At 41.7% G+C, this 13,294-nt stretch carries 16 protein-coding genes, 2 tRNA genes and 1 pseudogene; 12 read left to right on the forward strand and 7 right to left on the reverse strand.

Features of this window, described 5'->3' with window-relative positions; translation table 11 throughout:
• Position 1: 1 nt before the first annotated feature.
• The 3 genes from HM003_08220 to HM003_08230 all read right to left on the reverse strand — a co-directional run bounded on the left by HM003_08220 (position 2) and on the right by HM003_08230 (position 1,380).
• A tRNA-Gln gene (locus HM003_08220) sits at positions 2 to 74 on the reverse strand.
• A gap of 73 nt (positions 75 to 147) precedes the next feature.
• The gene (locus tag HM003_08225) at positions 148 to 345 is read right to left on the reverse strand and encodes a hypothetical protein (GenBank protein MBX5329318.1); all 198 of its coding nucleotides are present in this window, start codon (positions 343 to 345) and stop codon (positions 148 to 150) included.
• A complete protein-coding gene (locus HM003_08230) occupies positions 346 to 1,380 on the reverse strand; it encodes a deoxyhypusine synthase (protein MBX5329319.1) in 1,035 nt (344 codons plus the stop codon). It lies immediately after the preceding gene.
• 122 nt (positions 1,381 to 1,502) lie between these two features.
• Between HM003_08230 and HM003_08235 the strand changes: the two genes are divergently transcribed.
• Entirely contained in the window at positions 1,503 to 2,504 is a 1,002-nt protein-coding gene (locus tag HM003_08235; protein MBX5329320.1) for a radical SAM protein, read from the forward strand.
• Positions 2,505 to 2,527: 23 nt separating this feature from the next.
• Here the strand turns inward: HM003_08235 and HM003_08240 are convergent, their stop codons facing one another.
• Together HM003_08240 and HM003_08245 are read right to left on the reverse strand one after the other, a co-directional pair.
• On the reverse strand, positions 2,528 to 2,995 hold the full coding sequence (locus HM003_08240; protein ID MBX5329321.1) for a universal stress protein: 468 nt from the start codon (positions 2,993 to 2,995) through the stop codon (positions 2,528 to 2,530).
• Between the two features lie 134 nt (positions 2,996 to 3,129).
• The gene (locus HM003_08245) at positions 3,130 to 3,366 is read right to left on the reverse strand and encodes a hypothetical protein (protein MBX5329322.1); all 237 of its coding nucleotides are present in this window, start codon (positions 3,364 to 3,366) and stop codon (positions 3,130 to 3,132) included.
• Between the two features lie 181 nt (positions 3,367 to 3,547).
• Between HM003_08245 and dinB the strand changes: the two genes are divergently transcribed.
• The gene (gene dinB, locus HM003_08250) at positions 3,548 to 4,621 is read left to right on the forward strand and encodes a DNA polymerase IV (GenBank protein MBX5329323.1); all 1,074 of its coding nucleotides are present in this window, start codon (positions 3,548 to 3,550) and stop codon (positions 4,619 to 4,621) included.
• A gap of 15 nt (positions 4,622 to 4,636) precedes the next feature.
• On the opposite strand, the gene HM003_08255 is transcribed toward dinB, so the two are convergent.
• Positions 4,637 to 4,921 (reverse strand): DUF5615 family PIN-like protein, encoded by a 285-nt coding sequence (locus tag HM003_08255; GenBank protein MBX5329324.1) that lies wholly within the window; start codon positions 4,919 to 4,921, stop codon positions 4,637 to 4,639.
• Positions 4,922 to 5,057: 136 nt separating this feature from the next.
• Here HM003_08255 and HM003_08260 point away from each other — a divergent pair, with 136 nt between their 5' ends.
• The 6 genes and pseudogenes from HM003_08260 (at position 5,058) to HM003_08285 (ending at position 10,506) form a co-directional block, all read left to right on the forward strand.
• Positions 5,058 to 6,620: a B12-binding domain-containing radical SAM protein gene (locus HM003_08260; protein MBX5329325.1), complete on the forward strand. Its 1,563-nt coding sequence runs from the start codon at positions 5,058 to 5,060 to the stop codon at positions 6,618 to 6,620.
• 55 nt (positions 6,621 to 6,675) lie between these two features.
• Positions 6,676 to 7,023, forward strand: coding sequence for a hypothetical protein (locus HM003_08265; GenBank protein MBX5329326.1), 348 nt, complete (start codon positions 6,676 to 6,678; stop codon positions 7,021 to 7,023).
• Positions 7,024 to 7,075: 52 nt separating this feature from the next.
• The gene (locus tag HM003_08270) at positions 7,076 to 8,452 is read left to right on the forward strand and encodes a M20/M25/M40 family metallo-hydrolase (GenBank protein MBX5329327.1); all 1,377 of its coding nucleotides are present in this window, start codon (positions 7,076 to 7,078) and stop codon (positions 8,450 to 8,452) included.
• A 61-nt stretch (positions 8,453 to 8,513) separates the two neighbouring features.
• Positions 8,514 to 8,798 carry a 50S ribosomal protein L14e gene (locus HM003_08275; GenBank protein ID MBX5329328.1) on the forward strand — a complete coding sequence of 95 codons (285 nt, stop codon included), beginning with the start codon at positions 8,514 to 8,516 and terminating at the stop codon, positions 8,796 to 8,798.
• Positions 8,799 to 8,853: 55 nt separating this feature from the next.
• Positions 8,854 to 9,887: pseudogene (locus tag HM003_08280) on the forward strand (RNA-guided pseudouridylation complex pseudouridine synthase subunit Cbf5).
• A gap of 1 nt (position 9,888) precedes the next feature.
• A complete protein-coding gene (locus HM003_08285) occupies positions 9,889 to 10,506 on the forward strand; it encodes a class I SAM-dependent methyltransferase (protein MBX5329329.1) in 618 nt (205 codons plus the stop codon).
• 7 nt (positions 10,507 to 10,513) lie between these two features.
• Here the strand turns inward: HM003_08285 and HM003_08290 are convergent, their stop codons facing one another.
• Positions 10,514 to 10,690, reverse strand: a complete 177-nt coding sequence (locus tag HM003_08290) for a DUF2798 domain-containing protein (protein MBX5329330.1) — start codon at positions 10,688 to 10,690, stop codon at positions 10,514 to 10,516.
• A 124-nt stretch (positions 10,691 to 10,814) separates the two neighbouring features.
• On the opposite strand from HM003_08290, the gene HM003_08295 reads away from it, so the two are divergent.
• The 4 genes from HM003_08295 to HM003_08310 all read left to right on the forward strand — a co-directional run bounded on the left by HM003_08295 (position 10,815) and on the right by HM003_08310 (position 13,127).
• Positions 10,815 to 10,921, forward strand: a tRNA-Ser gene (locus HM003_08295).
• 255 nt (positions 10,922 to 11,176) lie between these two features.
• On the forward strand, positions 11,177 to 11,446 hold the full coding sequence (locus HM003_08300) for a hypothetical protein (GenBank protein MBX5329331.1): 270 nt from the start codon (positions 11,177 to 11,179) through the stop codon (positions 11,444 to 11,446).
• Between the two features lie 23 nt (positions 11,447 to 11,469).
• Positions 11,470 to 12,399 carry an ABC transporter ATP-binding protein gene (locus HM003_08305; GenBank protein MBX5329332.1) on the forward strand — a complete coding sequence of 310 codons (930 nt, stop codon included), beginning with the start codon at positions 11,470 to 11,472 and terminating at the stop codon, positions 12,397 to 12,399.
• Positions 12,396 to 13,127: an ABC transporter permease subunit gene (locus HM003_08310; protein MBX5329333.1), complete on the forward strand. Its 732-nt coding sequence runs from the start codon at positions 12,396 to 12,398 to the stop codon at positions 13,125 to 13,127. Before HM003_08305 ends, HM003_08310 begins: the two co-directional genes overlap by 4 nt.
• The last annotated feature ends 167 nt before the right edge of the window (positions 13,128 to 13,294 follow it).

Raw genomic sequence — 13,294 nt, forward strand, 5'->3', positions numbered from 1 at the left:
GTAGCCCGGGAGAGATTCGAACTCTCGTCAAGGGCTCCAGAGGCCCTCATGCTTGACCGCTACACCACCGGGCTTTCACTTATCATTAGAACACTAAAAGTTCTCTGTAATAACTTTAATGTCGAACAAAAAAGAAAAATGTGGGAATTATTTTTTTATTTTCATTGCTTCTTCGACGCAATAGCATTCTTGACTGCTTGGGTTCCATTCTTCGCAGCGCCAGAGCGTCTGCACCACAGGATTTAGGTTTTTGGAAAAGCGTCGCATGCAGAAAACTTGGTTGGGATAATTATACGCGTTGTGGTTGCCACAGTTTCCACAGAACTTCTGTTTCTCCTTCGCCATTTAGCTTCCTCCAACTCCGACGCTTCTACGTTTTAGGTATGGCACTCGCTTGAAGTCTTCGCCCAATCTTTCGAGAACCGAAGCAACCATAATTGGAAAGACTATCATTGCATCGCCTATAACCATGACCTTATCCGCCTTTTCTTTCACTTTCCCCCAGCTAACCGTCTCTTCCAATGTTGAGCCAGAAAGCCCGCCAGTTTCTGGACGATCCATCGTTATTATCACAGCGTAATCCATGCCTTTTTTGGACGCAAGCGCAGCTGATTGCACAGTGTTTCTGGGTACCCCGCCGCCAATTACTATCATACCGTTTTTTGGAGAGCTCTTACAGATATTGCATATTTCTGGCACATCCTTGAAGGCGTTTACTACCAATTTTTTAGGATTATTTTTTCGTGAAGAATGAAGCCAGTATATGAATCCAAATTCTGCGTCGCGAACTGCAGGAAGGAATATCGGCACTTTCGCTTCGTATGCCGCTCGCAAAATAGAGTTTGGGTCGTTGAGTCTTTTGCCTAATTCCCATGCGAATTCGTTTGAGGATAAGCCTTCACGGTCATTTTCAGCGGCTATTTCATCGTATATTTCCACAAGTTTGTAGTCTAATTTTACGAAGTCTTCTTCGGGCACAAAAACATCGTAGATGCGGTATATATGATACTTGTACAGCATATTGTCGTCCACATTCCAATGTCCCTTATAATGATGCCCGCCAAGAGCTTCTATTGCATCATGCACCATGTTTGCTCCAGTGCTCACAACCACATCAACAAGTCTCTCGTGAATTAAATCTGCAACAAGCGAACGCATCCCAGCAGGAACAACAGCACCAGCTAAAGCCAAAAATACTGTGCATTCCTTGTCGCGTAACATGCGCTCGTAAATATCACATGCCGTTGAAAGTCTTCCAGCACCAAACGAGCCCGAATTTTGAAATTGACGGATCAGCTGGTCAATGGTTAGTTTTCCATTGATTTTTATGTGCTTTACTGGTTCGAGAAGAAAATCTCGCCTCCGAATCAATTTCTTCACTTGGCTTTCTTTTTCTTGTTAATTAAAGAAAAGTTTTTCTATAGAAAAGAAAATTAGCCAAAATAATTATACCCTTAACAATTGAAAACTGCTTTCATCACTGAAGGTTCATAATGCAAAAAATGATGTTTGAAATCTCAAATTCTATTCCCCTAGTCGGCTGTATCGCATTCGGCTTAATTGACAGAGGAACAAACCTAATACAAATCCGCCCAGTTTCCACCTGCCCACTTTCATGCGTGTTCTGCTCAACCGATGCTGGTCCTAAATCTCGAATACGCCAGACAGAGTACGTAGTACCCATGGATTATTTAATTGAAGAATTCGAGAAGCTGGTCGCCTTTAAAGGCGAAAAGCACATTGAAGCGCATATTGATACTGTCGGAGACCCAATAACTTATCCGAAAATTGCAGAGCTTGTTTTCTGTTTAAGTCAAGTTAAAGGCGTAGAAACAGTTTCTATGCAAACGCATGGCTCAACATTGGACCTGAACCTTTTGAATAAACTTTGCGATGCTGGCTTGACACGGATAAACCTTTCGTTGGACGCTGCAGAGCCAGCGCTGGCTAAAAAATTGGCTAATACCGAATGGTATGATGTTGAAAAGATTACGCAATTAATGAATCATATTGTGTCAAATACAAAAACCAACTTACTTGTCGCTCCAGTATGGGTTCCAGAAATGAATGATAAAGAAATTCCGAAAATAATATCTTTAGCGACGAAGCTGGGTGCTGGAAAAGTTTTTCCTCCTTTAGGCATCCAAAAATATGAAGTTCACAAGCACGGAAGAAAAGCTGAAGGAGTTAAACCTATTCCGTGGAGAAAATTTTATGAACAATTAAGAATGTGGGAAAAAGAGTTTAAAGTTAAACTTGTGCTAAACGCGAAAGATTTTGGGATTCACAAGAAACCCATGCTTTCAATTCCTTACAGGAAATTTGAAACTTTAAAAGTTGAGGTTGTAGGACCTGGTTGGCTTAAAAGAGAGAAATTGGCAGTTACGCCGAGAAGAGATAGATGTTTAACCCTTATTAACGCTGAGGAAATTCCGTTGGGGGCTAGGTTGAAAGCCAGAATTGTAGCTAACAAACATAACATTCTAATTGCTGAGCCAATCTGACTGAAGGATATGAGAACACGCGGCTATTTTACCACTAAAACTGGACAAGAAACGTGATGTATAACTCCGTCTGTCACGCTTCCCAAAAGCATCTCTCTCACGCGGCTTATGCCTCTGGCTCCGATGACTATTAGGTCATAGTTTCCTTCTTTTGCTACTCTGATAATTTCTTGAACAACATGCCCCTCTGTAAGTATCTTCTCAACTTGAACGCCTTCAGCCTTAGCTTTTTCTTCGCCATCTCCCAGAATTCGGTTGCCTACTTCACGGGATGCCTCAGCTACTTTTGAGATTTCTAAGGGAGTCATAATTGGCACTCCAGGCGGAGTCATGGTTGTCGGTTCGGGCATTATTATTGGTCTGATGGTGACGGAGTACACGTGAATTAGTGTTAGTTTTGCTTCAAATTTTTTGGCTATTTGAATTGCAACATTTAATGCTTTCAGTGAATGTTCAGATCCGTCTAATGGTACTAAGATTTTCTCAAACATTTTCAGCTTAACCTCAATTATAGATTACCTTTAACACCTTTAATATTTTCTTGCTTAAAATGCGTGAATGAGCAGATGATTAATAGTGGTATAGTAAAAAGTGTAATGGGTTGTCGCATTTTGATGTTGTGTTTCTACAGAAGCGAAAAGTCTGTGGCTTTAATTTTTCCTTTCTGGTCCACGATAACCTCAAATTTTTCAGCCCAAGGATGCCCTTCTAAGTCTATGGGGCATGTGCCTCTAATTATCCATTCTCCGTTTTTCTGTTCAACCGAGGAAATGTCTATCCTTTCCGTGTTCTTCCTTTTCTTGATGAACTCGACAACTACTTGTTGAGCAGTTTGTGTGGAAACGGAGTTGCTGTTCTTCATTTATTTTTCCTCTCCATTTTTTGGTGTCTTTGTTATTTGTTAAGGGTGGCATTAAGGGTTATGAATGAAAAATCGTTAGTGAAACTAAATATAGGTTTGATTTTGTACACATTCTTTTTCTGCGATAGATTCAAATTAGCAGAAACCATTTTTTACTTAGAAATGTGCGGAAAAGGGAAGTATGGCAGAGAAAAAACGTGTAATCTTCCATGTGGATATGGACCAGTTTTTCGCTGCTGTTGAGGAGAGAACACATCCAGAGTATAAGGGTAAGCCGGTGATTGTAGGTGCTGATCCAAAGGAAGGAAGAGGCAGAGGAGTTGTAAGCACATGTAATTATGAGGCTAGAAAGTTTGGTGTGAGATCAGGCATGCCAATTTCTAAGGCTTGGAAATTGTGTCCTAACGCGGTATATCTGCCTGTAAATTATGAGCTTTACATGAAAGTTTCTGAAGATATCATGAATATTTTGCGTAAATATGCAGACAAGTTTGAGTGTTGGGGGATAGATGAGGCTTTTCTTGATGTAACCGCAAAAGTGAAAGATTATGCTGAAGCAGAAGCCTTAGCACGTCAAATTAAGAATGAAATTTACGGAAAAGAGCAGTTGACTTGTTCAATTGGGGTTGGTCCAAACAAGCTTGTCGCAAAAATAGCCAGTGACTTCCAAAAACCAGATGGATTAACAGTTGTAAAGGAAGAGGATGCTGAAAAATTTTTGGCTCCTTTACCTGTTCGCAAGCTTCTGTGGGTTGGACGAAAAACTGAACAGAAACTGAAGGCTATGGGAATCAAAACCATAGGCGATTTAGCACGTTTTGACCCTACTGTTTTGACTGAGAAATTTGGGGTTGTAGGTACACAAATGTATTTGATGGCGCGTGGAATTGACAGAAGCGAAGTTGAAGAAAGAGGCGAAGTCAAGTCTATCAGTCGTGAAACCACTTTTGAAGAGGACACGTCTGATTTCGGGTTGATTTTAGACACTGCAGATAGACTTTCAGAAGAAGTGCTTAAGGACGTTTTAAGGCAAAATCTTTACTTCAAAACGGTCACGGTGAAAGTGCGTTACGAAAATTTTGAGACGCACACGCATAGCAAAACCTTGCCTTTCTTCACTAATCGACTACAAGATTTGAGTCACATAGCCAGAGAACTGCTAGAAGCGTATTTTAGACCTAATAGGAAAATACGACTTATAGGTGTGAGAGTTTCCAGTTTTGTATCAGGAGAAAAACAAAAAACACTGGCTTAATGGTGAAAATTCGTGTCATTTCCGTTTTATATTTGGGTATTTTTCTCTTATTTTTGCATCTGCTATTTTTGCAATCATCGCGTTTGAAATCAACACATACTTTACTCCGGTGAGTTCTGCAAGCTCTGCTGGTTTCTGGTCTTGCGTAATTAACAGTAAATCGTTTTTCTTTGCGTACTCTACAACATCTTTGTCTTTTGCTCCTTGTAATCCCACTTCTTGAGCTGTCACCACTTCCCATCCCAAAGTCTCAAAGTATTCTTTTAAACCCGCATACATCTCATCAAGCAAAAGCTTCAATGACGCCCACCTTTTTTCATTTTAGTGTTGATTCTTTCTTTATTTAGTTATCCTTTTCGTTCTATACTCAACAATAATTTTAATAAGCTCATAAGCAAGTCCATTAACATTAATTGTAAAAAAAGGGAAGAGAAAGTTGGCGCAAGTTTCCGGCGTAAAAGTGGTGCTCACAGCGTCAGCTACCGAAATGAGTGACTTTTACAATAACCCATTCATTGCGTTCGTTGCAGGTTTTGCTAAAGGACCTTTGCCCTTGTGGTTTGTGAGAAAAATGCTTTATCCACCTGTAGAGCGAACCCCCGATGGGAGAGCCAAGTACGCGCCTTATGGTCTGCGAAAGGTGGAAGCCATTCTTTTGGAAAACGGCTTCAGCGAGTCTGAAGTTGCTGTGGTACACCCGTTTGACTTAGACCTCTTCATCGGACCTAACACAAAAGCGGTAGGCATTTCTTCAATGGACCCCACAGGCATGGGTTACGTAAGCAAAACGTACTCTTCGCTTGTTGGCGGAGGAGAACCAATGAACGCCATCGAATTTAGAGAACTCGTAAAGCATCCAAGTATTCAGAGATTCAAGCCCAAGATTATTGTGGGCGGGTTTGGTTCATGGCAACTTGAACGCAAAAAAGTGGCAGACAGCTACGGCGTAGACTGTGTTGTTATTGGGGAAGGAGAAAAAGTTGTGGCGGACATTTTTAATAAAGCTGTGAAGGATGTACCTCTTCCCTCAGTAGTTCGTGTCACGAGAAGTCTTGAAAATGAAAACTCACCCATTATTAGACACGCGGCAATTCATGGCGCAGTAGAAATTTCTAGAGGTTGTGGACGGAACTGTCAGTTTTGCACGCCTACGATGCAGAAGAAACGTGATGTTCCACTGGAAAGAATAATGAGAGAAGTGGAAATAACTGTTAGGGAAGGCTGTTCAAGAATTACACTGGTCACCGAAGACCTTTTCCTATACGGCTCAAAAGATAAACGCTTCATACCCAATAAGGAAGCCATTCTAAAACTAGTAAAGAGCGTGGCTGCTTATCCAGGCGTTAAATCCATTCAACTTTCGCATACATCTCTTGCTCCTGTTGTCTGCGACCCCGGCATGATTAAGGAAGTTGCTGAAGTTCTCATAGAACGTTACTGGTACGCTCATAACAAGAAGCCAATTGTAACTTCTGAAACAGGAATAGAAACCGGAAGCGTTAGGCTTATGCGTAAGTATATGGCTGGAAAAATGCTTCCATATGAGCCTGAGCAGTGGAAGGAAATTGTTGCTCAATCGTTTGGAATATTAAATGACAATAACTGGTATCCGCTTGCAACGTTAATAATTGGGCTTCCAGATGAAAAAGAAGAAGACGTGCTTGAAACCCTTGAGTTGTTGGACGACTTAAAAGGTTACAATGCATTTTACGTGCCGCTATTTTTTGTACCGCTGGAAAACTGCTTGTTAATGGATAAGAGTGGAGCAGAACTCGATTCTCTTACTAAGGCTCGTTGGGAGTTTCTCACTCGCTGTTGGGAATATAACATTAGAATCTGGCGAGACACGTTCCTCGAAAACAGAATACACAGCCCACTTCTGTGCAGTTTTCTCAAGCAAGGAGTCATCCCAATAGCTGGAAAAATCGCTGGATATTATTACGGAGCGAAACACGGTGAACAAATGAAGAAAGCCATATGGAGAATGGCAACTGCTTAAAGCACGTTGCACTTTAAAACAGAAAATATCTTACCATTATAGGGTGAAGCGTTAAGTGATAGAGTCTTATGAATTTGGCTCAATAGTGATAAACGGGAAAAAATACATAAAAGACCTCATTATTTTCCCAGAAAAAATCCTTGACAATTGGTGGAGAAAAGAAGGACACTTGCTTAATGTAGAAGATTTAAAGGAAATTCTCAAACAAAAAACAAAACCAGAGATACTCGTAGTTGGCACTGGTTATTATGGAATTATGAAAATCTCGCCTGAAGTAAACGATATTTTAAAGTCTCAAACAATTAAGTTAATTGTACAACCTACTAAGGAAGCGTGTGAAACTTTCAACAAACTTTTAGGAACAAACAAGAGAATCGTTGGAGCTTTTCACTTGACTTGTTAAAAAATGTTAAGTTAGTCAAACACCATAACTTGAGACTGTGGAGGCTTGTCAAATGCATGCTCAATTGTTGCGAGAAGTCGAAGAAGAAGTCACAAACCTTCTCAGCGATTTGATTCGCATAAACACGACCAATCCGCCTGGAAACGAAACCGAAGCAGCAAAATACTTGGCTGAGAATTTAACAAAAGAAGGCTTCAAATGCGAGATTTTTGAGTCTGCGCCTGGAAGAGGCAGTGTAATCACATGTCTTAAAGGAAACGGCGAAAAACCAAGTTTGCTTCTGCTTTCACATTTGGACGTTGTCGCCGCGAACCCGAAAGAGTGGACTGAAGACCCTTTTGGCGGCTTAGTTAAAGACGGGTTTGTTTGGGGACGAGGCGCTTTAGACATGAAGTCCCTAACAGCCATCGAAGTCACAGTTCTGAAGCTTTTGAAAAGAAACAAGGTGAAATTGAAAGGTGACGTGATACTTGCTGCGACGGCGGACGAGGAAAAAGGCGGAGAAGCAGGTGCTGGCTGGCTAGTTCGCAATTATCCAGAGAAGGTTCATGCTGACTACGTGATAAACGAGGGCGGAGGATTGGCAATTCCAGTAAACGGCAGAAATATCTACACAATTCAAACTGCGGAAAAAGGGATTCTCTGGTTTAAAGTTAAGGCTAAAGGTAGACCAGGACACGGTTCTGTGCCCGGCGCAGCGGACAACGCCATACTGCGTATGAATAGAGTTATTGAGAAACTTGGAAATTACCGCTCAAAAATTAAGCTTGTGAACACTGTGAAGCAGTTTTTAAGCGAGATGGCAAGAGAAAACAAGAATGCAAATCAAGCTTTAACGCGTTTGCTTCAAAATCCAGATTCTGGCGACCAAATTTTGGATGCGTTAGCTCAGAAAGACGAGGCGATAGCGGAAGAGATTCGAGCAAAAATTCGAATGACAATCACGCCTACAATAATTCATGGTGGGGTGAAGGAAAACATTATACCTTCAGAGTGCGAAACCGTTTTTGATTGCAGAATTTTACCCGGGCAAACTCCAACGGACGCCCTTGCGGAGATAAAAGGTTTGCTGAAGGATTTTGAGCCAGAAAAATTAGTTTTCGAAGTTATACAAGCCAATGACCCTTCTGAATCGCCGACAAGCACGCCGCTTTATGAATTAATTGTTGATGTTTTGAAGGAATTTGAGCCAAACTGTTCCGTAGCGCCAACCTTGCTTACTGGCGGGACAGACTCTCGTTTTTTCAGGAAGATGGGCAGTGTATGCTACGGTTTTCATCCGATGCGTGCTGATTTGCCTTACAGCGAAATCTCAAAAATGACACATGGGATAGACGAACGAATTTCCATAGAAAACTTAGTGTTTGGAACAAGCGTGCTCTACGATATTGTTGAAAAATTCATGACTCGACGCTATTGTTGCGGGTGAAGTTATAAATACATGTTTTAACGGTCTTCTTATAATTACTTGTGAGAAGGGAGGCTTTAATGTGCCAGCAATAGAAGTTGGTAGAATCTGCGTTAAACTGCTTGGTCGAGAGGCTGGAAGAAAATGCGTAATAGTTGACATAATAGACAAGAGTTTCGTTCTAGTAACTGGTCCAAAAAGTGTTTCAGGCGTGAGGAGACGGAGAACAAATGTTAACCACATTGAGCCATTAATGGATAAAATAGACATTAAACGGGGCGCATCAGACGAAGAAGTAACAGAAGCGTTAAAGGCTGCTGGTAAGCTCGAAGAAATGGCTAAAATGGTTAAGCCCGCATTGGCTTAGTTTAAACTCTTATACTTCTAATTCTTTTTTGTACACTGTGGGAGTGAAAAATCCGATGCCTAGAACAGTTGCTCCATGGGAAATTGAACACAAATTAATAGTGAAAGCTGAAGACAAAACAAACCCGCGCTATGGACACATACCAGAAGAAAGACCTGCTGAGGAATACATCCGCTTCGGCGTCATAAACCTTGACAAGCCAGCTGGTCCCACAAGCCACGAAGTAGCTGCGTGGGTTAAACGCATACTCCATGTGGAGCATGTTGGTCACGGCGGGACTCTAGAGGCTTAAAAGCGTTAAGCCAGAGAAATCCCAACGTGACCGGTGTGTTGCCAGTAACCTTAGAGGAGTCTAGGAAGACAGTTCAAGCTCTACTTCATAGTGGGAAAGAATACGTCTGCGTTATGAAACTTCATGGAGACATAAATGAAGAGGCTGTTAGGGAAGTGCTGGCGAAGTTTGAAGACACAATCTATCAGCGGCCACCCTTGAGGGCTTCTGTTAAACGTCAACTGCGGACAAGAAAAATCTACTACATTGACCTTTTGGAGAAGGATGGGCGAAATGTGCTTTTCAAAGTTGGATGTGAGGGTGGCACGTACATACGCAAGCTCTGTTATGATGTTGGAGAAGTTTTAGGCTGTGGCGCGCATATGCAGGAATTGCGTAGGACAAGGGCGGGACCGTTTGTTGAGGATGGTGGAGAAATTGTTACTTTGCATGATGTGGCTTACTGGTTTATGGAGTGGCAGCAACAGAAAGATGGCAAAATTCTCAAAAAATTCATAAAGCCGATGGAAGCAGCGTTAGCTTTGGTTCCGAAGATTTACATTAGAGATTCTGCTGTTGATGCTGTTTGTCATGGAGCAAACCTTACAGTACCAGGCGTTTTGTCTCTTGAAACTGGAATAAAGGATGGTTCGATGGTGGCTGTGTTGTCGTTGAAAGGTGAGGCGGTGGCTTTGGCTAAGGCTATTGCGTCTACAGAAGAAATTTTGCATATGGAACATGGGATTGTTGCGGAAACAAAGCGGGTTCTTATGCCCAGAGGCACTTATCCAAAATGTTGGAAAAGCGGCGAAATATAAAATGTCTCGGAAACGTGAAGGTTTAAATCACTATTTTGCTGCTCGACCAAAATCTAAGCTGAAGCTTGGAAAAATTCATGCTTGTCTTCGTGGAGTTTTATTTGAGTTTTTGACGGCTTCTGGCGTGTTTTCTAAAAAGCGTGTGGATTTGGGTACTAAACTATTGATTGAGTCTATGATTCTTCCCGAGAAAGGTAGCGTTTTAGATGTTGGGTGTGGATACGGCGCTGTTGGGGTTGCTGCTGCTGCTTTTAATCCGAATTTGCGTGTTGTGATGGTTGACGTGAACGAACGTGCGGTTTGGCTTGCGAAGCAGAACATTGAAATTAACCGTGTTGGCAATGCCGAAGTTAGGTGTGGAAATTTGTATGAGCCGGTTGGAGATTTGACTTTTGACTGTATTCTTTCTAATCCTCCAGTGAGTGCTGGAATGAGCATGGTTAGAGCGATAATTACTGAAGCACCAATGCACATGACTAGCGGAGCTCTTTTTCAAATGGTTGTGAAATCCAAAATTGGAGGCAAAAGGCTACAATCTTTTTTTGAAGAAGCTTTTGGAAACTTCAAAATTTTGGCGCGAGAAAGTGGCTATCGAGTGTTGATGGCGGAAAAGCACTAGCACCCAACTATTCTGTCGTCATCTTCTTAACGATTTTCCTTGCAATTGGAATAATGGCTAATGATGTGGGAAGACTCACAACAAAACCAATTGCAAACGCTACAAGCCACTTGTCCACGTAGAATCCTCTTAAGTTTATTATGCTAAGAACCAATGACTGCGAACAAGACATGCCCAAAGACATGAAAACTCCGAATAAAACTGTAGAATACTTCTTGTATTTTCAAGTAAGCCACCAGCTAATCAAAGTATTAATGGGCAAATAAATAAACATTAAATCATTCGAATAGTAAAATCTAAGCGAGTTTGCCGGGGTCTCCTAGTCAGGTAGGGAGCAGGCCTGGAGACGCAGAAAACGCCATTCAGCCTGTGGCCCGAAAGGGCCGCGTGGGTTCAAATCCCACTCCCGGCGCCATCTAAAATTGACCATATATTCCTATTTTTTAGCGTTTTTCGCTAAATAGTCGCAATTAATTCGCTTTTGGTTTTTAGCGTTCTTTTGATTTCGGATTTCGGAAGAAGGTTTAAATTCTCGGTTTTTGTCTATCTGTTTGACCATGCGAACCTATGATCAATCAGCTAAGACATCTATCAACGCTCTCACATCTTACTTTCTAAGGAAACTTTTATAGAGCGTGAATAGGATAGAATTTTGAGGCGTGAATATGTTATGGCGAGAATGAAATGTTCTAAATGCGGGGTCGTTTTCGATAGATCGTCTTTTAGGGCGATGTTTGAAGGGGTACACTTTGGACCTTACTATTGGCTAAAATGTCCGGCATGCGGACGAAGGAGTTGGTTTAATGTTGCTTCTTCTGTGAAGGATCCTATTACATGGCCTCAAAAACAAGCAGAGGTAAAACCAGAACAACCATTAACAGAAGAGGAACAGTTGAAGAAGCGTTTGGAAGAGTCTAAATACGAAAAGATCGAAGAATAGTACTGCTTACAAGGTCGTCAAAAGTGATTGAAACGGAAAATTTATCAAGAAAATTCGGTGAGCTCACTGCTGTAGAAGACTTGACGCTTCACGTAGATGAGGGAGAGGTCTTTGGATTTTTGGGGCCAAATGCAGCGGGGAAGACTACTACGGTAAGAATGCTTTGCTGCCTTATTTCTAAGACTAAGGGGAGAGCGTGGATAGGTGATTACGAGGTAGGCAAACGTGAAGACTCGCTTAAAATTAGAAAAATAATAGGGCTGTTGCCCGAGAATGTCGGACTATACGAAAGCCTTAGCGCTTACAAAAACCTCGACTTCTACGCCAAGCTTTACGAGTGTCCGGAGGGCAAAGGAAAAGAAAACATTGAGCGTTTTCTCCGGATGTTAGGGCTCTGGGAGAGGAGAGATCAGCTTGTTGGAACGTTCTCTAAGGGCATGAAGCAGAAAATCGCCATAGCTCGCGCCTTAATCCACGACCCAAAAGTCTTATTCTTAGACGAGCCCACCGCAAACCTAGACCCAGAATCAGCCAAGACGGTGAGAGATTTCATCTTAGAACTAAAAAAGGAAAAGAGAACAATCTTCCTATGCACTCATAACCTTGACGAAGCAGAGCGAATATGCGACCGAATCGGTGTGATAAAGACGAGACTAATAGCGGTTGGTTCGCCAAATAGTTTAAGGAGAGATCTTTGGGAAAGAAAAACGGTCATTCACCTTCACCGAATTAATGCTAAAATTTTAGGCGTAGTTAAGAGATTGAGTGTAGTTAAGAATGTTCGGACGATAGATAATAAATTGATTCTTGATGTAAACAATCCAGAGAAAGATAATCCAGTTATTGTTAGTGAAATTGTAGGCGCTGGCGGTGAGATTCAGTTCGTTACGGAACTTCGCCCTACACTAGAAGATGTTTACCTTAAGTTGATAAGGGAGGCTGCGGTTAAATGAGGTTGTGGAAGGCATGGATTGTAGCTAAAAAGGACATCAGCGTGTTTAGGAAGAACAAGTATATTCTTTATTCCCTTATAGCAATGCCATTAGTTCTTGCATTGCCAATACCTGCCACAATTTTCTATTTGTCACCTAGCCAGATTCCTTTGGAAGTCTTGACCCCTATAATGAATGGTATGCTTTCATTTTTCATTCTTATACCAGCCATACTCCCCACCATAATTGCCTCCTACAGCTTTGTAGGAGAGAAAATGGAGAAGAGCCTCGAACCTTTATTGGCTACTCCGACGACGGACAACGAGCTACTAGTGGGCAAATGTCTGGCTGCTTTCCTTCCCTCGATAATTGCCACCTACATAGGATCCGCCGGTTTCGTAATTCTTGTTGGCATAGAGACCTATAATCGGTTTGGCGTGATTCTATTTCCTAACTGGGAGTGGGCAGTTATCATGGCATTTGCCGCCCCTCTAGCCTGCATCCTTAGTGTCGAAATGAACGTAATTATATCTTCAAGGGTCAACGATGTGCGAGCTGCACAACAATTAGGTGGGATCGCGGTTCTTCCAATAATATTGATCTACTTCTTAGCACAATTAGGGATTGCTGAGATAAACGTATTCTACATGCTTGTCGTATCAAGTATACTTTTTGTCGCGGATTTGGCTTTATACTATATAAGTAGAAAGGTCTTCCAGAGGGAAGAGATACTCACGAAGTGGAAATAATAATTATACCCCTAGCGATCTTCTTTTCTATCCATTTTTAGAAGACAAAACCGAGAATTTAAACCGAGATCTAAACCTAATGGAACTACTATAAGATTTACTTGATTCAAGTGCTCTTGTTTTAAGAACTTTCCATGAACATGTAATTATGTTCTGTTAGTCGCTGT

Source organism: Candidatus Bathyarchaeota archaeon A05DMB-5, assembly GCA_019685655.1.
In the GTDB taxonomy this organism is placed as follows: Archaea; Thermoproteota; Bathyarchaeia; order Bathyarchaeales; family Bathycorpusculaceae; genus DSLH01.